Annotated in this window: 23 protein-coding genes; 14 read left to right on the top strand and 9 right to left on the bottom strand. The window is 45.3% G+C overall.

Features of this window, described 5'->3' with window-relative positions; translation table 11 throughout:
• Nucleotides 1-219 precede the first annotated feature (219 nt).
• The 13 genes from OEV42_14915 to OEV42_14855 all read left to right on the top strand — a co-directional run bounded on the left by OEV42_14915 (nt 220) and on the right by OEV42_14855 (nt 14,075).
• The gene (locus tag OEV42_14915; protein MDH3975567.1) at nt 220-564 is read left to right on the top strand and encodes a metalloregulator ArsR/SmtB family transcription factor; all 345 of its coding nucleotides are present in this window, start codon (nt 220-222) and stop codon (nt 562-564) included.
• A 74-nt stretch (nt 565-638) separates the two neighbouring features.
• Nucleotides 639-1,685 carry an ACR3 family arsenite efflux transporter gene (gene arsB / locus OEV42_14910; protein MDH3975566.1) on the top strand — a complete coding sequence of 349 codons (1,047 nt, stop codon included), beginning with the start codon at nt 639-641 and terminating at the stop codon, nt 1,683-1,685.
• Between the two features lie 239 nt (nt 1,686-1,924).
• On the top strand, nt 1,925-2,800 hold the full coding sequence (gene phnD, locus OEV42_14905) for a phosphate/phosphite/phosphonate ABC transporter substrate-binding protein (protein ID MDH3975565.1): 876 nt from the start codon (nt 1,925-1,927) through the stop codon (nt 2,798-2,800).
• A gap of 3 nt (nt 2,801-2,803) precedes the next feature.
• On the top strand, nt 2,804-4,249 hold the full coding sequence (locus tag OEV42_14900; protein MDH3975564.1) for an ATP-binding protein: 1,446 nt from the start codon (nt 2,804-2,806) through the stop codon (nt 4,247-4,249).
• 49 nt (nt 4,250-4,298) lie between these two features.
• Nucleotides 4,299-5,645 carry a sigma-54 dependent transcriptional regulator gene (locus tag OEV42_14895; GenBank protein ID MDH3975563.1) on the top strand — a complete coding sequence of 449 codons (1,347 nt, stop codon included), beginning with the start codon at nt 4,299-4,301 and terminating at the stop codon, nt 5,643-5,645.
• A gap of 318 nt (nt 5,646-5,963) precedes the next feature.
• Entirely contained in the window at nt 5,964-7,205 is a 1,242-nt protein-coding gene (locus tag OEV42_14890) for a hypothetical protein (protein MDH3975562.1), read from the top strand.
• Nucleotides 7,206-7,245: 40 nt separating this feature from the next.
• A complete protein-coding gene (locus OEV42_14885) occupies nt 7,246-7,911 on the top strand; it encodes a 4Fe-4S dicluster domain-containing protein (GenBank protein ID MDH3975561.1) in 666 nt (221 codons plus the stop codon).
• 25 nt (nt 7,912-7,936) lie between these two features.
• On the top strand, nt 7,937-8,878 hold the full coding sequence (gene nrfD, locus OEV42_14880; GenBank protein ID MDH3975560.1) for a polysulfide reductase NrfD: 942 nt from the start codon (nt 7,937-7,939) through the stop codon (nt 8,876-8,878).
• 45 nt (nt 8,879-8,923) lie between these two features.
• The gene (locus OEV42_14875) at nt 8,924-11,404 is read left to right on the top strand and encodes a molybdopterin-dependent oxidoreductase (protein MDH3975559.1); all 2,481 of its coding nucleotides are present in this window, start codon (nt 8,924-8,926) and stop codon (nt 11,402-11,404) included.
• A complete protein-coding gene (locus OEV42_14870; protein MDH3975558.1) occupies nt 11,405-11,917 on the top strand; it encodes a rhodanese-like domain-containing protein in 513 nt (170 codons plus the stop codon).
• A 17-nt stretch (nt 11,918-11,934) separates the two neighbouring features.
• Nucleotides 11,935-12,603, top strand: coding sequence for a molecular chaperone TorD family protein (locus tag OEV42_14865; protein ID MDH3975557.1), 669 nt, complete (start codon nt 11,935-11,937; stop codon nt 12,601-12,603).
• Nucleotides 12,604-12,614: 11 nt separating this feature from the next.
• Nucleotides 12,615-13,694 (top strand): 4Fe-4S binding protein, encoded by a 1,080-nt coding sequence (locus OEV42_14860; GenBank protein MDH3975556.1) that lies wholly within the window; start codon nt 12,615-12,617, stop codon nt 13,692-13,694.
• Nucleotides 13,695-14,075 (top strand): hypothetical protein, encoded by a 381-nt coding sequence (locus OEV42_14855; protein MDH3975555.1) that lies wholly within the window; start codon nt 13,695-13,697, stop codon nt 14,073-14,075. It begins immediately after the preceding gene.
• A 420-nt stretch (nt 14,076-14,495) separates the two neighbouring features.
• Here the strand turns inward: OEV42_14855 and OEV42_14850 are convergent, their stop codons facing one another.
• The 3 genes from OEV42_14850 to OEV42_14840 all read right to left on the bottom strand — a co-directional run bounded on the left by OEV42_14850 (nt 14,496) and on the right by OEV42_14840 (nt 15,979).
• Nucleotides 14,496-15,299 carry a sulfite exporter TauE/SafE family protein gene (locus OEV42_14850; protein ID MDH3975554.1) on the bottom strand — a complete coding sequence of 268 codons (804 nt, stop codon included), beginning with the start codon at nt 15,297-15,299 and terminating at the stop codon, nt 14,496-14,498.
• Between the two features lie 206 nt (nt 15,300-15,505).
• Complete coding sequence (locus OEV42_14845) at nt 15,506-15,760, bottom strand: DUF2164 domain-containing protein (protein MDH3975553.1); 255 nt, start codon at nt 15,758-15,760, stop codon at nt 15,506-15,508.
• 3 nt (nt 15,761-15,763) lie between these two features.
• On the bottom strand, nt 15,764-15,979 hold the full coding sequence (locus OEV42_14840; GenBank protein ID MDH3975552.1) for a tautomerase family protein: 216 nt from the start codon (nt 15,977-15,979) through the stop codon (nt 15,764-15,766).
• A gap of 256 nt (nt 15,980-16,235) precedes the next feature.
• On the opposite strand from OEV42_14840, the gene OEV42_14835 reads away from it, so the two are divergent.
• Nucleotides 16,236-16,817, top strand: a complete 582-nt coding sequence (locus OEV42_14835; protein MDH3975551.1) for a porin family protein — start codon at nt 16,236-16,238, stop codon at nt 16,815-16,817.
• Nucleotides 16,818-16,892: 75 nt separating this feature from the next.
• Here OEV42_14835 and OEV42_14830 read toward each other — a convergent pair whose 3' ends face one another.
• From OEV42_14830 to OEV42_14805, 6 genes are all read right to left on the bottom strand, one after another.
• Nucleotides 16,893-17,240: a hypothetical protein gene (locus OEV42_14830; GenBank protein MDH3975550.1), complete on the bottom strand. Its 348-nt coding sequence runs from the start codon at nt 17,238-17,240 to the stop codon at nt 16,893-16,895.
• Nucleotides 17,179-17,589 (bottom strand): hypothetical protein, encoded by a 411-nt coding sequence (locus tag OEV42_14825; protein ID MDH3975549.1) that lies wholly within the window; start codon nt 17,587-17,589, stop codon nt 17,179-17,181. Before OEV42_14825 ends, OEV42_14830 begins: the two co-directional genes overlap by 62 nt.
• A complete protein-coding gene (locus tag OEV42_14820; GenBank protein MDH3975548.1) occupies nt 17,567-18,022 on the bottom strand; it encodes a hypothetical protein in 456 nt (151 codons plus the stop codon). Before OEV42_14820 ends, OEV42_14825 begins: the two co-directional genes overlap by 23 nt.
• A 414-nt stretch (nt 18,023-18,436) precedes the next feature.
• The gene (locus OEV42_14815) at nt 18,437-18,988 is read right to left on the bottom strand and encodes a pyridoxamine 5'-phosphate oxidase family protein (GenBank protein MDH3975547.1); all 552 of its coding nucleotides are present in this window, start codon (nt 18,986-18,988) and stop codon (nt 18,437-18,439) included.
• A gap of 36 nt (nt 18,989-19,024) precedes the next feature.
• The gene (locus tag OEV42_14810) at nt 19,025-19,420 is read right to left on the bottom strand and encodes a VOC family protein (protein MDH3975546.1); all 396 of its coding nucleotides are present in this window, start codon (nt 19,418-19,420) and stop codon (nt 19,025-19,027) included.
• Nucleotides 19,417-20,007 carry a hypothetical protein gene (locus OEV42_14805; GenBank protein MDH3975545.1) on the bottom strand — a complete coding sequence of 197 codons (591 nt, stop codon included), beginning with the start codon at nt 20,005-20,007 and terminating at the stop codon, nt 19,417-19,419. The genes OEV42_14810 and OEV42_14805 overlap by 4 nt, the downstream gene beginning before the upstream one ends.
• Nucleotides 20,008-20,062: the final 55 nt, after the last annotated feature.

Genomic DNA, 20,062 nt, shown 5'->3' with positions numbered 1-20,062 from the left:
AGAACGCAGAGAAAATATTTATCCACGAAGGGCACCAGGGGTCACGAAGGGGGAAGGAATCGTTTCAGGTTGCGGGTTTATCGTATGATTTTAAAAATATTTCTTAAGTATTGCGTTTCAATTCGAAAGCAACGGAATCATATATATTTGAAAAGGAAACTTGACAGAAGTCAGCATAAAAGCTATATTTCGATAAGTATCGAAATGATGTGATTGCCTATGAGAGATTTAAGTAAGGTTTTTAAAGCCCTTTCTGATGTAAACCGAATCCGTATTTTAAAGATGCTGGAGGTTCGTCCCTTATGCGTTTGTGAAATAACAAATGTGCTGGAGCTGGCTACTTCTACCGTTTCAAAACATTTGTCAATATTAAGGGATGCGGGATTTATTATGGATGAAAAAGCGGGGAAATGGGTTAATTATCGCTTAAATCAATCAAGAACGGACACTTATGCAGGGCAATTAATGCCACTGCTTGCCAGTTGGCTGCCTGGTGATGAAAGGGTTCTGGAGGATGTTGAAAAAGTGTGCTCAGTTGACCGGGACACTATTTGCGGGGCATAATTTTTTTTGCCCTTTACAGTTCGTTATTTGTCGAATCATAAAAATATAACAGGGAAGGGTTCAGGCAGCGAATTATGAAGAGTGTAAGCAAAAAATTATCATTCATTGACAGGTTTCTTACCCTATGGATTTTTATGGCAATGGCGGCAGGTGTCGCTATTGGATATTTAGTTCCGGCGGCAGATACCTTTATTCATTCCTTCCAGGTGGGAACAACCAATATTCCAATTGCTGCCGGTTTAATTCTCATGATGTATCCACCACTGGCCAAAGTAAAATATGAGAATCTGGGAGATGTATTTAAGAACTATAAGATACTCGGACTCTCCCTGGTTCAGAACTGGATAGTCGGACCAACACTGATGTTCATTCTGGCCATTCTTTTTCTCAGAGACTATCCCGAATATATGGTAGGCCTCATAATGATAGGTCTTGCCCGCTGCATCGCCATGGTTATTGTCTGGAATGACCTGGCAGATGGGGACAGAGAATACTGTGCCGGGCTCGTCGCTTTCAACAGCATCTTTCAGGTGTTCTTTTACAGCGTCTATGCCTGGTTTTTTATTACTATGCTCCCTCCACTTCTGGGCCTCGAAGGAGTGGTTGTCCATATTTCAATAGCCGAGATCGCTAAAAGTGTCCTCATATACCTTGGTATTCCCTTTGCCGCCGGTATTACAAGCCGTTTTGGACTAATGAGGATGAAAGGGAAGGCATGGTATGAAGAGCGATTCCTGCCACTCATCAGTCCCCTGACTATGACAGCCCTTCTCTTCACCATTGTCGTCATGTTCAGCCTCAAGGGAAACCTTATCGTTCAGATTCCTTTTGATGTGGTACGCATCGCCATTCCGCTTATCATCTATTTTGGGGTGATGTTTTTTACGACCCTCTGGCTTTCATGGAAGCTGGGCGCAGATTATCCCAAGAGCGCCTCACTCTCTTTCACGGCCTCGGGGAACAACTTTGAGTTGGCCATTGCCGTCGCCATTGCCGTATTCGGCATCAATTCAGGTGCGGCCTTTGTCGCCGTTGTGGGACCACTCATTGAGGTGCCGGCGCTTATTCTCCTTGTGGATGTTAGCCTCTGGCTCAGGAAGCGCTGGTTCAGGGTTTTATAGGCGCTTGGCATTATTCCGGAACCTGAGGCGTAGCGCCTTTAAAATCGGAACTGTGGAGGCATGCATGATATCCAGACTATTTATGGCGGAGAATGAACATCAGATTAGGGCCTTACTCCACAAAAGGGAAGAGGCAAGGGGTTAGGGGGTTGAAAAAGAGGTTGTTTTCCATTAATATATGAAGACGGATGGCGTTTTTTTTCGCCGGTTCTTTAATCCACCCTTTGGTCATGTTAGTCATGAAGATAATCAAAGTCTTACTTCTGACCGTCATTTTGTTCCCGCTGTTTTCCATACAGTCCTTCTCTGAAACCAAGCCCCTCCGCATAGGCATCACCGCAGTTCTTATCGAGCAAAACATAAATATAAATCATCGGATCGGAAAATATATAGGGGACCGGTTAAATGTTCCCGTAGAGACGGTTTATCGCAGGGGCTACGGGGATATAATCCAAATGTTAGGCCGCTCGGAAATAGACATAGCCTTTATCTGTGGTTATGCCTATGTAGAGGGGAAGGATAAATTTGATTTGGAACTTGTTGTATCACCTACCTTAAATGGAAAGCCTTTCTATCGTTCTTATGTCATTGTTCCTTCCACAAGCGAAGATAAGGATTTTTTTGACCTCAGGGGAAAGAGGTATGCCTTTACTGATCCTCTCTCAAATTCAGGTTATCTTGTTCCTCTATTTTGGTTAGCTCAAAAGGGAGAAAGCCCTGACAGGTTTTTTAAAAAAATCATTTATACCAGAACGCACTATAATTCCATCGAGGCTGTGGCCATGAGGATTGTGAGTGGAGCGAGTGTAGACAGTTATATATGGGAACATGCCAGGGAGATAGCCCCTGAACTTGTATCAAAAACCATCGTTGTTAAAGAGTCTGAGTTGTTTCCTTTTCCTCCTGTTGTAGCAAGGAAAAGCCTGGAGAAAAATATTAAAGCGAAGGTAAGGGAAGTTCTTATGTCCATGAGTAAGGACCCTGTTGGAAGCCTTATTCTGGCAGAGATAGGTCTTGATGGATTTATTGCCGTCACAGATGATTTCTATAATCCAATAAGGATAATGGGGCAGAGGGTCAAAGGTCTGGCCATGTTTTCCCGGGAGGGTAAATAGCGAATGTCACCTCTTTTCTTCTACCGGTGGAGCTTGGGCGCAAAATTTTCACTGACGCTTTTTACCGTAGTCTGCATCGTTGCTTTTATGATAAGCCTGTTTGTGATAAAGATTGGCGAAGGAGCGATGGAAGATGAGCTGAAGGAAAGAGGGGTGGCAGCCGTCAACATTCTTTCAAGACTTTCTGTCGAACCGGTTATGAGGGAGCAGTTATGGGATATCTATGAACTGACTAAAATAATGTCAAATATGAAGACCCTGGAAAGAAATTTAATCGTATATGCAATGGTAATGGACAAAACAGGTGTCCTCCTCGGTCACTCTGATCCCGGCCATAACAGGATCGGCAGCAAATTCGACAGGGTTCCCGTTTCAAATAAAATTGATCGCTTCGGCAGTATTGAGATAGTCGAGGCGAAGGATGAATATGGAAAGCCTCTTCTTGACGTATCTTCTCCAATAATTCTCGATGGTAAAAGGATTGGGACCGTACATGTAGGGATAACGAAACGGTATGTACAGGAGGCCCTGGCCAGGCAGAGAATTGCCGTGTTTTTCATAGCCTCTATCCTGGCATTCACCTGTTTTTTAGCAGGGCAGCTAATTGCGAAAAGAATGACGAAACCGCTCATGAAACTTTCAGAGAATATGAATGCCCTGAGAGAAGGATTGCCCATAGAAAACAATCTGCTGGTTTTAAAGGAGAAGGATGAAATCGGCATGCTTGCAGATACCTTTAATTTAATGGCCGTAAGCTTGAAGGAGAAGGAAGGAGCGTTGATAAAGAGTGAGCGTCTCTCCTCTCTGGGAGAATTTGCCGCCGGGCTGGCCCATGAAATTCGGAACCCTTTGAGTGCCATCGTGACGGCTATGAATATAGTGGGGTCAAAAAATGTCGAAGCTGAAGATCTTTCCACTTTAAAAGGTGTCGTCAGGAAGGAGGCAGACAGGCTAAACAAGTTGCTTTCCTCCTTTCTCGTTTTTGCCAGGCCGGAATCCCCGAGGTTGTCTGAAGTTAACATCAATGAGATACTAAGGGAAACTCTTGAGTTGATTGTGCGGGATAACCGGCTAAGGGGGAACATAAAGTTGGAGATGGACCTGGCAGAAGATATGAAGAAGATGAAGTTGGACCCTGACCAGATAAGACAGGTATTCTGGAATATATTAATAAATTCCTGTCAGGCCATGGATGGCAGTGGGAACCTTAAAGTTTCATCAACATCAGTTGATGGAAAGGGCGTCGTCAGCATAACCGATACGGGCAGCGGCATGGAGAAGGAAGAGGCTGCAAGGATTTTTGAACCTTTTTTCACGACAAAGGAAAAGGGCTCAGGCCTGGGACTTGCGGTTTCCAAAAAGATAGTCGAGGCTCATGGTGGAAAAATCGCTGTAAAGAGCAAACCGGGGATAGGGACCAGGTTTTCACTGGAGTTTCCTGCAATGTAATAGAGCTTTGGTACTCCAGACAGTCAAAGAAAATGATTGAGAGGGAGAGATGGCTTCCATACTTATCGTAGATGACAACGAGTCCATAAGGGTAACGTTATCGATCTTGCTGAAAAATGCCGGCCATGAAGTTTTTGAGGCAAAAGATGGCAGGGAGGCAATAGAGAGACTAAAGGGTGAGCCTTATGACCTTGTCATTACCGATTTGAAGATGGGTAAAATCGGCGGGATGGAGGTAGTCAAGGCGGCAAGGGCCTCTATCCCCCCTATAGAGGTTATCGTAGTCACTGCTTACGGAAGTATAGAAACTGCCGTGAAGGCTGTTAAAATCGGGGCATTTGATTTTATAACCAAAACTTTTGAAACAAACGAACTGCTCCATGTAGTAGAAAGGGCGCTTGAAAGACGATCTTTCATTTCGGAGGTGAAGCATGCGGGAAAAGCGGTAACAAACCGCTACTCTCCCGACAGTATCATTTGTAAGAGCCAGGGTATGCGTAAGGTTCTCGATCTCATTGAGAGGGTTTGTGAAGCAGAGGCAACAGTTCTTATTAGCGGGGAGAGTGGTGTCGGAAAAGAGTTGGTTGCAAAAGCGATACACAACAACAGTCAAAGGAGTAAGGGGAGTTTTGTGGCCCTTAATTGTGCCGGTCTTCCGGAATCCCTCCTTGAAAGCGAACTCTTTGGTCATGTAAAGGGAGCCTTTACAGGCGCCACTGCAAATAAATGCGGTCTTTTTGAAGAGGCCAACGGTGGAACCATATTTCTTGATGAGGTCGGAGATATGCCGCTTCCTATTCAGGCCAACCTGCTAAGGGTGTTGCAGGAAAGAGAAGTGCGCAGTGTGGGCAGCAGTAAAACACGCAAGATAGATGTGAGGGTAATTTCGGCATCTAACCAGGAACTTCAGGAACTTGTCAATCAAGGCTTGTTCAGGAAAGATCTTTTCTACAGGCTCAATACGGTAAACATCCCCGTTCCCCCTCTGCGGGAGAGACGGGAAGATATCCTGCCGCTGCTTGACTATTTTCTGGAAATTTACAGTGAAAAAATGGGGAGAACCATTCCGTCGGTCAGCAAGGAGTTGATTGACCTTCTTACAGCCTATGATTGGCCTGGAAATGTCAGGGAGTTTGGGAATGCTGTAGAGAATATGCTGGTCATTTCAAAGGGAGATTACCTTTCTCCCGAGGACCTCCCTCCTTATATCATCAAAATAACAGAACTAAAACCAGACCTTGAAAGCAGCGCCTCCTTTAAGAGCAGGGAAAGATCACATATATTAGAATCCCTTGAAAAACACGCATGGAACCGTACAAAGGTGGCCGAAGAGCTTGGAATCGGGAGAAACACTCTCTGGAGAAAGATGAGAGCTTACAATATCGTAAAAGAATAAATTGTTGTTCCATTCTGGAGCATCTTCCGTTCCAATTCGGCACACTGCCGACCTGCAATTTTCCTCCTTATAAACAATTATTAAAGAACAATATTTTATAAAAACAAGCACTTATTGCTATTTTTTCAAGCTGGCATTCTTGTTGCTGTATGGGGACAGCAATGGCAGGGCATAGATATCTCCCCTTTCTAATGTTTGTTGGATCTGTGGTAAAAAACCGGGAATCTTGACATTCATAAAGTATGTATTAAGCTTCATAGAAAGAGGGTGATGCACCTTTCTGCCAAAAATTTAAGGAAAGAATAAGGAGGTAAGGCTATGGTGAAAATGGGGAAAAAGGAATGGAGGTTTTTATTGTTATCAGCTCTGGTGATTCTAATGAGTGGAGCAGGAATAAGCTATGCCGCTGAAAGTGAGTTTCACGGGCAGTTCAGGATCAACTACTACTCGTTGGACCGGGATGATACAGGGGCCAATCAGACGGCTGCAAGGCTCCGCTGGAGGCCGACCTGGGATGCCACATTGCCTGATGACGTCAAGATGCATCTGCAGTTAAACATCGGGCATATTACGGGTAATAAGTTTAATGCTCAAAATGAGCAGAGTGGCGGCCCGGCCGTTGCTCTAAGACATGCCGTACTCGACTTCGCAGTTCCTGAAACTGGCGGAAGGATAAACGCAGGTCTTGTGCCTTTGTCCGACAAGTTCGGTGATACCCTGTTCAGCGGTGACTGGGACTTCAATCCTGTTGCCGTTGCATGGCTGGGAAAGGCAGGCCCCATAGATATCAGGGCAGCTGCCGGCGAACTGAACGAGAATGATGAGGTCCGGGCTGATGATCAGGCCATCTACCTCCTTGACGTTGACGGAGGGCCCTTTGGCGCTTCTTTGTACCGGTTTGAGGACAGGGCTACAGAGGTTACACAGGATTATCTCGGTATCAGAGGATCTCAGCAATTTGGCCCTGTCAATGTCAACGCTTTTGTAATCTACAACAGCGGTTCAAATGACGCCACAACCATTGACAATTCAGGTTATGCGGCAAAACTGGAAGCGACGACCAAAATGTTCGGCATTATGGCGCTCTATGCCACAGGTGACGACGGGACCGGGGCCGGGGATACCGATGATTTTGTCACCCCGCAACAGCTCTATGATGGGCATGGCTACTGGGGATATACAGGAAAGCTGAATATTCAGGGACCGACCGATACGGGTGTCGACAATCCGCTCAGGCTGGACGGGTCTGTTTATGGCGACAACGGCACAACGGCAAGCCGCGGTATGGTAACCGTGCAGGCAAAGGCCGGCTTCCAGGTGACGGAAAAGTTTGGCCTTTATGCTGCCGTCGGCCACTACAGGCATGCCGAAGCGGCAGGCGCTGAAGATGAAGAGATTGGAAACGACGTCTACCTGCAAGGGAAATATGGTTTTGCCGAAAACCTCAATATAGAGGCAGGCGCCGATTACGCCATGTTGTCTGATAATAACAAAGCCTATAATTATCCGAAAGATCAGGATTGGCTCCTTATTTTCGCCAGGCTGCAGCTAGAGTACTAGTATCAGTATCTTCTGATTTTTAAAAAGGGAGGATAAATAAATGAAAAGAGATGATAATCACTATACGGGCGGAAAGAAAGGGGCCGGCAGCAATGTCCGTTTCGCCATGCTTATTGATCTGAGACGCTGTATCGGTTGCCATGCCTGTTCCGTGGCCTGTAAGGCGGAGTATGAGGTTCCCGTCGGCAGATACCGGTCCTGGGTCAAGTATACCGATAAAGGGAAATATCCCAATGTTGTAAGGCAGTTTTTGCCGAGACTATGCAATCACTGTGAACATGCCGGCTGCGAAAGGGTCTGTCCTACGAGCGCCACGTATAAGCGGGATGATGGCACTGTTCAGATAGAGGGCAGCAAGTGTATTGGCTGTAAATACTGCATGCTTGCTTGTCCCTATGAGGCGAGATTCATAAATCCCGTGACGGGAACGGCCGATAAATGCAGCTTCTGTGTTCACAGGGTGGATGAGGGCATTGTTCCCGCCTGTGTTCAGACCTGCATCGGTGAAGCGCGGATATTCGGTGATGTAAACGACCCGAAGAGCGAGATATCCGAATATATTTCAAAACATCCCGTAAAGGTGCTCAATCCTGCATCGGGAAATGACCCCCATGTTTACTACATCGGTCTCGATGAATATGTTGAAAGCCTGAAGGGCGGCGTGACCAGTATGGCGGGAGTAGACCGGGAGACTTGTGTTAAATGAATAATAGCAAATCAAGGAGGTAACTATGGAATCCGTAGTTGTTTATAATGTTCCGCACTTCTACTCAGGTTTTCACACTGTCCCCTTTAACTGGATGGTTGCAGTCTATCTGTTCCTGGGTGGATTGGGGGCCGGCGCCTTTATAGCCGGTGTTGTCGCTGTTTATATTAATCGTGAAAAGTATAACACTATCAGTCGGGTGGGGGCTTATGTAGCGCCACTACCTGTAATATTGGGTACGGCATTATTAATATTTGACCTGGACAGGCCCTACAGGGCGCTTAGTCTTTTCTGGAATGTTCATGGTGTTTCAGCAATGAGCTGGGGTGCATGGATACTAATGCTCTTCAGTGTTGTTGCCGTTATTTATGCGCTCATACATTTGGCTGAAGCGGGGAGCCTCTCGGCAGCAGAGCCTTTGGCAGGCCTCAAAAAGCCCATAGAAATTGTCGGTCTCGTACTCGCTTTTGCAACCGTCGTCTATACGGGAGTGCTTCTTTCCCTTGCCTACGGCTCACGGGGCATGTTCAGCCAGATGATACCTGTCCTCTTCACCGTTTCGGCCATATCAACGGGTGTGGCTGCGGTAATGCTCTTTATGTCCATGTCATCGGCCAGAGACAACCATGGAATTAATCGTCTGGGCTGGGCTGACTCCATTCTGATAGCGATAGAAATATCGCTTGTCGGAATATGGCTCTTGGCAATGATTAACGGTTCTCCAGCCAACAGGGAGTCAATTCAGCTTCTTACGAGCGGCCCCTTCAGTATGATGTTCTGGATTGGATTTGTTCTTGTCGGACTTATCGTTCCGCTGGTTATGGAGTTGGCTCATATCAAAGCTTCAAAGGGGAGTTCCGGTCACGGAACAGGAACGGCCCTTTTGGCTTCCGTCATGGTTCTTGTGGGCGGTATGGTTCTTCGTTACGTCGTCTTGATCGCCGGCCAGACACCACCATTGACATAAGGCTTTTTCTGTTAACTTTCTAGCCCCGAAGAGGAGGGTATGAATATGGACTTAACGAGAAGAAAATTTGTAAAGATAAGCGCCGCAGGCGCTGCGGCAGCTGCCGTCGGCCCGGGTGTTCTAAAAGCGATGGAGCTCGATATGGGGGGGAAAGACACCTCTCATATTACTAAAAAGATGAGAAAGGCCGTTCCTTATACCTGCCTTCAGTGCAATATAGAGGATGGAGGTATTGCCTATATCGAAGAAGGCAGGATTGTAAAGCTTGAGGGCAATCCGAAACATCCCGGCAACAGGGGAAAACTCTGTGCCAAGGGGAATGCCGGTATAAACGGACAGTATGATCCGGACAGGATCCTTTATCCCATGAAGCGGGTCGGTAAGCGTGGTGAAGGAAAATGGAAAAGAATCAGCTGGGATGAAGCCTACAAAGAGCTTGCCCAACGTATAACGGAGGTGCTTGACCGGGCTGACAAAGGACAGGGGAGTCCCAACGAAATATCTATCCAGATAGGGAGGAACCGCTGGTTCGGTTTTGAAGATCGCTTCATGCATGCTTTGGGTTCGGATACCGTGCTTAACCACACTTCAATATGCGAGTCGAGCAAAAAGGCCGGTCTGGAGGCGACATGGGGGCCGGATATTGAAACACCGGACTTTGCCAACACAAAATATATCCTTAACTTCGGCGGAAACATCTATGAAGCGTCCTATTTTCACAATCCCTACGTCCAGAGGATAGTGGAAGGAAGGGTTGATAACCACGCAAAAATGGTATACTTCGATCCCCGCATGAGTAATACGGCCGGTAAAGCCGATGAATGGTTCGCAATCTTCCCCGGTACCGATGGCGCTGTGGCACTGGCAATGTGCAACGTTATCATGCAAAACGATCTGCATAATGAAGCGTTTATAAACAAATGGGCCAACTACCCCGCAGACAAGCTTGCAAAATATCTCAAGCAGTTCACCCCTGAGTGGGCGGAAAAGCTAAGCGGCGTCCCCGCAGGGGATATAGAAAGGATTGCTAAGGAGTTCGCGCTGGCGGCTCCGAGATGCACTACCTACACCTACCGGGGAAACGTCAAGCATATGAACGGGAGCTACAACGAAAGATGCACCACGCTTCTCAACATTATTGTCGGCAATATAGAGCAAAAGGGAGGGTTCTGTCTTCCGAGAGGATACGGTTACAAGCACCCCGAACCTCAGCCTCCTAAACCGAAGGAGGGGAGCGAGCTGGCTCACCCGCACGACTATCCTCTGGCGCATCACAAGGTAAGTCACCATGTGGCGCATATGATAAAGGAGGGGAGGCAGAAGGTCTCCGTATACATGAGGCATTACCATGACGGCAATTACGCTCATCCCGACTCCGATACCTGGACGGACCTTTACATGGATGAAAACCTGATTCCTTTCCATGTGTCTCTCGATACCTTTATGAGCGAGGCGACGGCCCTGTCCGATCTTATCCTGCCGGAGACAACATACCTGGAGCGCTTCGACATTGAAAATATGCCCTCCTCAATCGAAACCCCCTGGGTGGGAATAAGGCAGCCTGTTGTAAAACCCCTCGGTGAATGCAAAAGCTACAGGGACATTGTGCTTGAACTAATGACGAAGTATGTCGACCCCACAGGTGCAAGGGGGATGAAAAAGTATTTTGAATACGGATCGACGGAGGATTATCTCAAATATATGGCTGAAAGCGTGCCGGGCATGAAAGAGGCGGGAGGCTGGGATTACCTCAAGAAGCACGGCGTATGGTCGCCAAAGCCCGTCGATGCCGAGCCTGAGTACGGACTCCATGAAGAGGGCGGTTTCTGGAATGAAAGTAAAAAGCTTAATATTTACTCTCATCTTTGGGCCAAATACGGCTTCCATCCATTGCCGCACTATGAGCCTATTCCGGCCCACGAAAATATGAAGGACGATGACCTTATTCTCATAACCTTCAAATGGAATGTTCATGTTCAATCGAGGACGGCCAACCAGAAGTGGCTGGCAGAGATAGTTCATAACAATCCCGTCTGGATCAATGGAGCGACGGCGGCAAAGAAGGGGATAAAGACGGGCGACCTTGTCAGGGTAACTTCAAAAATAGGTTATATGGTTACAAAGGCCTATGTGACGGAAGGTATCAATCCGAAGGTTGTAGCCATCTCACACTCCTTCGGCCATAAGGAGTACGGGAGGCTCGCCTCTATGAAGCTGAAGCAAAAACCTCAGTGGTCTCAGTCCGATGATCCCGATTATAAACAGGTCTTCTGGAAAGACAACGGCGTACACCTCAATGATATTGTGCCTGTATCGACTGACCCTATAGGCGGTTCACAGGGATGGTTTGATACGGTTGTAAGCGTTGAGAAGGCGAAGCCGGGAGATAAATATAAGGATATAAAGGTAGACAAGGATGCGGCGAGAAAGGCCTATGAAGAGACCCTGACCTACTCATATATCGGTAAAAACTTCAGGCGCAGGTCCGAAGGAAGGGGTGAGCATGGGGCAGTCTCCGCTCATTAGATGATTATGATTATTTTACGTCATATTACAGGCAGAGCCGCTAAGGCGGCTTTGCCTCTTCTTTTCTTTCTCATGCCGGCATACAGTCCGGTCTATGCTGAGTGCAGGGATATTTATGTCTTTAACACGGAAAAATTAATGAAAGAGAATGCCGTCCTTTTTATTGATGTAAGGCAGCCTTATGAGTACAAAGACTGCCATATCCCGGGAAGCATAAACATCCCTTCAGCAGAGATTGAAAACCGGGTTCATGAAATTGAAAAAGACACGAAAATTATCGTCTACTGCAAGACTGCCCACAGGAGCGGTGGTGCTTGCAATTTTCTTGATCAAAAGGGCTTTAAAGAGGTCTACAACCTGATCGGAGGAATTGCCTCATGGTACAATACAGGCAGGGTGTTAGAGGGGAAGTGTGAAGGCAAACCCCATTTTCAGTATGACAGCAAGGGGAATGTGGTAACCCCCGAATTAAAATCGCCAATAGAAGAACCCGAGATAAAGGGCTGCAAATGATTAGAGGAGGTAATCTTTTGGAAAATGCAGGAGGTATAGAAGCGTTGAAGGTGAGGAGCAATATGTATTCACTGCTGTCAAGGGTCTTTATCAGAGAGGTTGATAAACCATTTCTCCATCTATTGAAAGATGAAGAAAGTGCAGAAGCCTTCAGGGACAGCGGCTTCAGCTTTTGTGATGATTTCACAAACAAAAAAAATGACGACATACTCGATGAGCTTGCTGTGGAATATGCTGCCCTTTTCTTAATATCTACGGGCAAAGAGCTCTCTCCCTATGAATCGGTACAACTGTCCAAAGAGGGACAGCTTTGCGGAGAGGCGGCATCAAAGAGTCTCGCATTTTACAAGTCGGAAGGGTTTGACCTCCCTCTGGAGAATAATTTCTTTCCCGACCACTTTGCAGTAGAGTTGGAGTTCATGGCCCATCTTTGCAAAAAAGAGACGAAAGCGCGTGAGAGCAATGAAGAAGAGATTGCCGAAAGTGTAAGAACGCGACAGGTAGAATTTATAAATGCCCACCTGGGCCGGTGGTATAGGAATTTCCTGAATACGGTAGAGATCAGCACGGAAAGTCCCTTTTACAGGGGAATGTCTCTGCTTGCCCGGGAGTTTCTTGATTCGGAAAGAGAGTCGCTTAGCGTAAAGAATGCCGGGGTAAGTTCTTATGAGATGTCTGTTCTGTGACGGAGCACTCGATGCCCTCAACAGATAATGCATTAGATATTCATCCCGAAGCATGCCTCCACTCCTTATTCAAGGATTACAAGAAACATCCCTGTCTCGATTCCTGTCCCCAAAATGCGATAGAACTGCGGCCCCTGAATATCAATATGGATCTTTGTGACGGCTGTGGTATCTGTGCAAGTGTTTGTCCTGCCGATGCGTTGAGCATAAAGCCGGCAGTTTCAAAAAATCTCATAAAAAAGGTTTCCCCCAAAAAGGAGAAAAAGCTGACCATTCACTGCTCTATCGTAAAAGGCGGCAGCATGGAAGTACCATGCCTTGGGATGTTGGACGATAGACTGCTTATAGGGCTTATGGCGCAAAGAGGAGGAGACCTTGAACTCATTTCAGGGGCCTGTGACGGTTGTGAGAAAAAACCGGGTGGGGAGATCGCTCTCCAAAAGCTGGAAGGGGCAAACAATGTTATGTCACTCTTCGGACGGAAGGAGAGAGCTTTCATCGTTCCCCATAAGCAGCTAAAAAATGAGGCCCCAAAGGGATATACCAGACGAGGGCTCTTTACCTCCCTTGGATCTGGAGTTTCAGGGTTTATATCGAATATTGCGGAGGTGGAAGATGTGGAGAAATGGCAGCGAGGGACGACAACAATTAAGAGGAAACACCTTTTAGAGCTTATCGAAAGTCTGGGAGACGCAGCAGTCGACGCTGCTGCAGAGGGAGCTCTGCCCTTTCATGGAAAAGAAATCAGCCCTTTATGTGATGGCTGTGGCGGTCTTTGGCACTGTGCAACTTTCTGCCCCACAGGCGCCCTCTCACTTTCTGATAAGGAAAAAAGGAATGAGGTTGCTATCCTTTTTGAGGCCGGAAGGTGTATTGATTGCAAAATATGTGAAATGGTTTGTAACAAAGAGGCCATCAGGAGGATCCCTGTGACCGCCGAACAGCTTGCCCATCTCTCGGGCAAAGAGTCTCTTGTCTCACTTGAGGTCGGCAGGTGTGTCGAGTGTGGTTCCGGGACAAGGACTATTGAGGAAAAGCTCTGCACTGATTGCGCTCAGAGACAAAGAAAAATGGGATGGGATATCCGATAATTGAAAAGGGGATCGGTCTCTTTTTTCATCCTTCTCTTCATGCTTCCTTTCTTATACGAAGCAAACGCTCAAGAGGAAGAGCGGAATATGCCGGCCGGCCAACTGATTAAAATCCGCTGTACAAAATGTCATCCCGAATTTAACTATAACGACAAGACCCATTCAAGGATCGGCTGGACGCTTGTCGTGTTTAGAATGCAGATCTTTAACGGGGCAATCTTTAAAAGAGGTGAGCGCGCTGTAATTATCGATTATCTTGCTAAAACAAGACCGGCGTCACCTATGCGCGCTGTTGCAGAGTTCTTTGCCCTCATCTTGCCAATACTGTTTGCTTTGGCTTCATTGATTTACTATTGCAGGAAAAGGTCAAAAAAGCTTTAAAACAGGCTTTTAAAGAAATAAATGTTAAAACTGGAATGGCAGTTCATTCGCATGGGCAGGTAAAACCGCATTTTAAAGGGCTTGAGGCTGATAGCAGCCCATGCTATCCCGTGCTTCGGGAAGGTGAATTAGTTTTCATACGGAAAGGGTGCTTTTCGCAATCTCTGCGCCAATCTTAAGATTTGCTTGTGCCATGTACAGCAGTATGTCTCCGTGCAAAGCCTTGATTTCCTTGACCTTGCAAAAAATCCCTCCTTTCCGCATTGAAAACTAAATTTGATCCACCATAGTTGAGCGATGGATACGAATTATGAATGATTGTATTCAGTTCGAAGAGGATAAAAGTCCTGATGGTTATATTATTCAAATCCAGGGACAAGCGCCGCAATAGTAAGCATTACTCACCTCATAGTCTCCTCTTTATGTGACTAAAAACAGCATTTTAATACTCAGAATGATCAACAGTATAGAAAATACTTTTTTCAAAAGGGGTACCGGTAACTTATGGGCCAAGCCGGCGCCATAAGGCGCTATAAAAAAGCTTGCTGTTGAAATCAGTAATGCAGCCGGCAAATATATGAAGCCAAAAGTGAGACTCTGTGGAGCAGAACTCGCCCAGCCATTGATCAGATAGCCCAGAGTCGCTGTAATTGAGATAGGTAAACCGATTGCTGCCGATGTGCCGATTGCTTTTTTAACATCGACATTTTGCCAGGTAAGATAGGGAACGGTTAAAGAGCCGCCTCCAATGGATACCAATGCCGATATTGCTCCAATTCCCGAACCGGCTGCAAATAATCCGGCCGGTCCCGCCGGCTCCCTGCCCGGCTTTGGTTGTTTATTAATAAACATTTGAATAGATACATAAGCCATAAACAGGGCAAAGAAGATTGCAAGATAGACGGAGTTTAAGTAAGAAGCCAGAAAAGTAGCGAGAAAAGAGCCTGTCACAATACCGGCAGCCATTCTTCTGACAACTTTCCATAGGACTGCCCCCTTTGCGTTATGAGCGCGCAAGCTTGAAATTGAGGTAACGATGATAGAAGCCATCGATGTGCCTAAAGCCAAATGCACGACATTTTCAGCAGCCACGCCCTGAAGCAGGAATATGGACGTCAGTACCGGTACCATGATTGCGCCGCCGCCAATGCCCAAAAGTCCCGCCATAAATCCGACAAAAGAACCGAGCAATAAAAAAGACAGTACCCACTCTATTTCTAACATCCAGGCGCCATATGAATTGGGTTTTTTGAAGCAACTGATATTTTCATGGGGGGATTTTTACTATAGTTTGTATTCATGGGGAAGCGGAGACCGGCCGGCATAAGTGGGGAGTATATTCTGCCAATATGTTTTTTGACTTGTAAAAGCATGATGAAAAGGTTTTGTCCCCGGAAGGGTTACCAGTATCAATAGGATAACGGTATTGCTCATCGACGAAATTCCGTTATTTTCTCCAGTTCATAAATCGCTTCAGACACATCCTCCATCTTGCGTTCCACGATGGCCTGAGCGTCATAAAGGCCTCTGTTATAAAAGTAAGGGCCCACTTCTTTCGTAAAGAATTCCAGGAGAAACCGGGCATCAAAGCGGCCAATTTCCTGATGGAGCTCTTCATCGAAATAAAGCTGGATTTTCCCGGTAATTACTTCTTTTTCTTCTTTTGTAAATTCAATATTTTCCATGAGCTACCCCTTTTTTTCTTTGTATAGCAGCGGCTTTAACTCTTCCCATGTTTTACCGGCAGCGAGAAAGTGATCATGCTCGACTTCCTCTACAAAAACCCAGACATGGGCAGGATCATAGCCAAGGTTTTTTGCCACGACTTCATTGATCTCTTTCATGGTTTTTTCAATGGCTTCTTTTGAACTGCCCTTCATTGTTTTTATTGTTATCAACGGCATTTGAATCTCCTTAAATTAGTTGCCGGGTTTTGGTGAAACAGGAAATGTAGAGACAACGGCGGCAATAGTTATTTTCTTGCTATCCCTTTGTATCCTCTCCCCCTTTTGCTTCGTTATACCGTAAATATCCTTGGTTTGTAAATGCTTTCTCGCATAAAAATGACAGAAGACAAGATAGCGCCATTCCTTGTTTTTAGTTAAAGAGTGGATTATTATTTTATATGTAGAGCAAATCTGTAAAAAAGGAGGGATTGTCATGAATCAAAAAATCTTATCTGTTTTTATCATATGTACGGCGCTGGTCATATGGAACCCCCTGTCAACATTAGGGCAAGAAAAAGCGCCTAATTATGCGACTTTGAAAATCGGCCAATATTCTCCGACGGGTGACCTTGATGATCTTGGTTTTGATAGTAAGGTAGACCTGGAGCTTCTCTTTGGCCATTACTTCAATGAAAACTTTGCACTTGAAGCCGGCATTGGTATTTTTGGTTCCGACAGGGAAGAAGGAGATCTGAATGTCTATTTCACGGCTTTTGCATTACCTGTGCTGACGGCGAAAGCAGTTCTTCCTAAAAAGAGGTTTGAATTTTATGGTGGAGGAGGGATAGGCTATTATCAAGCCAAGTATGATTATAATTACTTTGCCATTGATATTGAAGAGAGTGACACGGCATTTGGGTACCATGTTGTTGCAGGTTTTAGCTATGATTTTACTCCTTACTGGTACCTCGGGTTGGAGGGGAAACAGATCTGGACCGATGACTTTGATTTCAAGGTGGTTAAAATCGATGGTGATGGAAGAACTTTAACATTTAACGTGGGACTGCGCTGGTGATGGAGGAAAGCACTAGTACTCATTCAATGAGTACTGGGGGCTGAGGACTATTTCCCCTGGCTACCCGATTAGGCATTATTTGCTTATGTCATCTCTAATCAGATAAATTTCTTGTTTATCTTTTGCATGTAATCGCAAGAATCTTTTTCTATCGGTTGCCCAAAATATAACGCTTTTATCTTTTAAGACTATAACACCACTCTGCCATAAACGATCCTCAGCGAGCCTTAAACCGGTTTCTTCATATGAGCCAATCCGATATTTTCGCAGATCTTTCAAAAGAGTTTTTGATGAAAAAATCTTTGCTCCATGTGGTCTTACGGCGATAGTAAAAATTTCATTTTCATGAGGTATTGTAAAATCAGCGCCAAGTACAGAAAAAGGTAACTGTAATAAAATTAATAGGAATAATACTTTTTTCATATGCCTGCTTACCAGGCCTTTCTTCAACTGAACCATCGGAAAAAAGTCTCAACTCGAACCAACCACCTTTAACGCCAATTTTTCGTACCCAACGAACTCTCCAATATGGGCGTTCGTATTTATTATACAGGTTGTGATATTCAACAACTCCAATAAAGGCATTGCTCACATCAATTTTCTGTTCTACCACATATTTCTTTGCCTTATGGACAGCAACTTCAATAGGAATAGTTGGCAAGTTTATAGTCTTTGCCAACGCAGGTTGTCCACCGAATAAGAGGGCTAACAATACCGGAATGACCAAGTTTTTCTTCATATATGCGGGTTTAAGAGTCACCCAGAATTTCATATGCTCTCCCAAAATGAAAGGAAGTATGAAAAAGAGAATAATCCAAAGCTTCACCAACGTTATGAACGGTGTAAGCCGCAAAGATGATTGGAGAAGGCAATAGATCATGGGGATTATATTTTTCAACCGCTCGTATGTCTCGTAAAATATTGCTCCATAGATCTCTCACATCCTTGAATATCGGCTTGCTTCCGGACCAGGGAGCATTAGCATTTTTACCACTAAATTGTTCCTTGAATTTCTCACATGATTCATATTGAGGATTAAAAGGTAAAATCAGCGCTTGCATTGTGTCAAAGGCGGCGTGTCCAATTTGCCAAAGCGGATCACCACTTCGTTTACCCTCCCAAACAGGATGCATGGCTATTTTTTCCTCAAGCGGCAGAATTAGCTTGTTAAATATTTTGTTTAGCGTATTAATTTGTGTCGTCATCGAATTATCTGCCCGATTAGCTGCTCAACTCAATTTTGCTTATGAAATTTACTTTGAATCGTAAATGCATAAGTGCGAGCGAAGCAAGGCTTATTGTTATGCCTAAAACAACGTCGTTTTGAGTAAATAATAAAAGAAGGAATGCAAATACGGTTAAAAATATCATGTATATAAATCCCCCTTTAAGATAGAAATGTCCAAAAGGAACCAGGATAAGACCGAGTAAAAGTCCCAACCAATAGTTGTCAGGCAATATCTTTCTCAGTAGCAGTGTCAGCCAAATCGGTAAACCGACGAGGAAGAGAACAACTGTGATATTGAGAATATCTTTTAGATCAAATGGAAACATAAAATTAAGAGAACCTCTAACATCAAAGAAAAAGCTGCACGTTGACGGGTCGGTGAGGTGCTGGGTCAGGTATTTTTACTCATTATATTCGTTGCTTTGCCGTCAATGCTTAGCTGGTTTTTCTCCTGCCAATAGGCTTTTATTCCTTCTTCCCCCTTTTGGGCAGCCCAATTGGTCAACTGCTCCCGCTCTCCCACGTAATCAAAGAGCGGCACCGCCATACCGCAGGAAGTCTGAACAAGGTCTATGGTGAGGTCGAATATTTGCCTTGCGCCGGGAATGGGGTGGAGCAAGGCATATAATGCTTTCCACTCCACATCATTTTTATGGATTACCTTTGCCTGTCCGTAAAGACGCAGAATCATGGGATTTCCCTCAAAAGCGGCAAACATCAGAGTCATTCGGGGATTTTCCTGGATATGAGTGGAGGTCTCATTGCTGCTGCCTGTTACGTTTAGCCATAGAACCCGGTTTTTATCAAAAACCCGCAAGGAATCCATTCCTTTGGGAGACACATTTACTCTGCCGTCGGTGGCTGCCGATGCCACGAAGAAAATTTTTTGATCTTCAATAAATTGTTTTATTTTGTCTGAAATTTCAGAATATTGCTGTCCCATGTTGTTGCCTCCTCATCCTGGTCAAATGCAGATTTTTTACTTGAAATATTGTTTGAATTCTTCACTGGGCTCCCTATCAGAATAGATGTACAAGGAAATCCCGTTTGGATCTTGTATGGCGAAGCCTCTGTCTCCCCAGGGATGATCTTCGAGAGGAACAATGACCGCCAACCCTTCTTTAGTCAGTTTTTCATATTCCTCATCCACATTCTCAACTGAGAAGTTATATATGAGTCCGGCGCCGCTGCTAAGTTGATGCTCCGGTTGCTGCGGAGACATAAATTGTAATGTTGAAGTTTTGTTGCCAAATTCCAGATTCACGTACCATCCGCAATCAAAAGTTACTTTTGCATTAAAATATTTGACATAGAAATCCCTGCTTTCTTCTACCTTGTTTGTCGTGAAGGCAGCTGATAATGACTTTGCTTTCATGATTTTTTTTTCTCGCTACAATTTCTTAAGTCCGACGACTCCTGGCCATTATTTTCACGGTTGCCCACAATGGTGTTGTGCCTTTCCTGAATGCGCCTCGTTGCGTCGGATAAGGAGTCAAGGCCAAGTTTCTTACGCAGTTCTTCAACTTTTCCCGGATCTTCTATTGGCAGAGGATATGCAATTCCCTTTTCATCAATGTCATGCTGGGTACCGTAGATTTGCAACTTGCCCGACATAGTAAGCACCCTGTCCTGAAGGTAAGCCAGGCACCATCCTTCTGCTTCGCCATGGATTGTTGCTTCTTTTAATAAGGCCAAACATTTATTCATGAATTCGGTGTCCAGCACCGCATGCTGAACTATTAACCATGCAGCTTGAGAACCTTCTTTGCCAACCATACTAAAACCCGGCCATCCATATTCACTGATAATTTCTTTAATGCGTGCATTGTTCTTTTCGTGAGTTGCTTTCATTCGTGGGTGGTACTCAACAGTACCTAATTCACCACTATCAACTAATTCCTGCAAGACTCGTTGATCTTCCTGTTGCATTGACAGCAATTCTTTTTTTAATTGTTGGTTCAATACCATGATTCCTTTGATGGCTAACAATTAGCGTTTTATCTGTAGTGCCAGCGGC

The organism is Deltaproteobacteria bacterium, assembly GCA_029860075.1.
Lineage (GTDB): Bacteria > Desulfobacterota > JADFVX01 > JADFVX01 > JADFVX01 > JAOUBX01.
The sequence above is the reverse complement of the archived record's forward strand: the minus strand, read 5'-3'. Positions and strand labels throughout refer to the sequence as shown.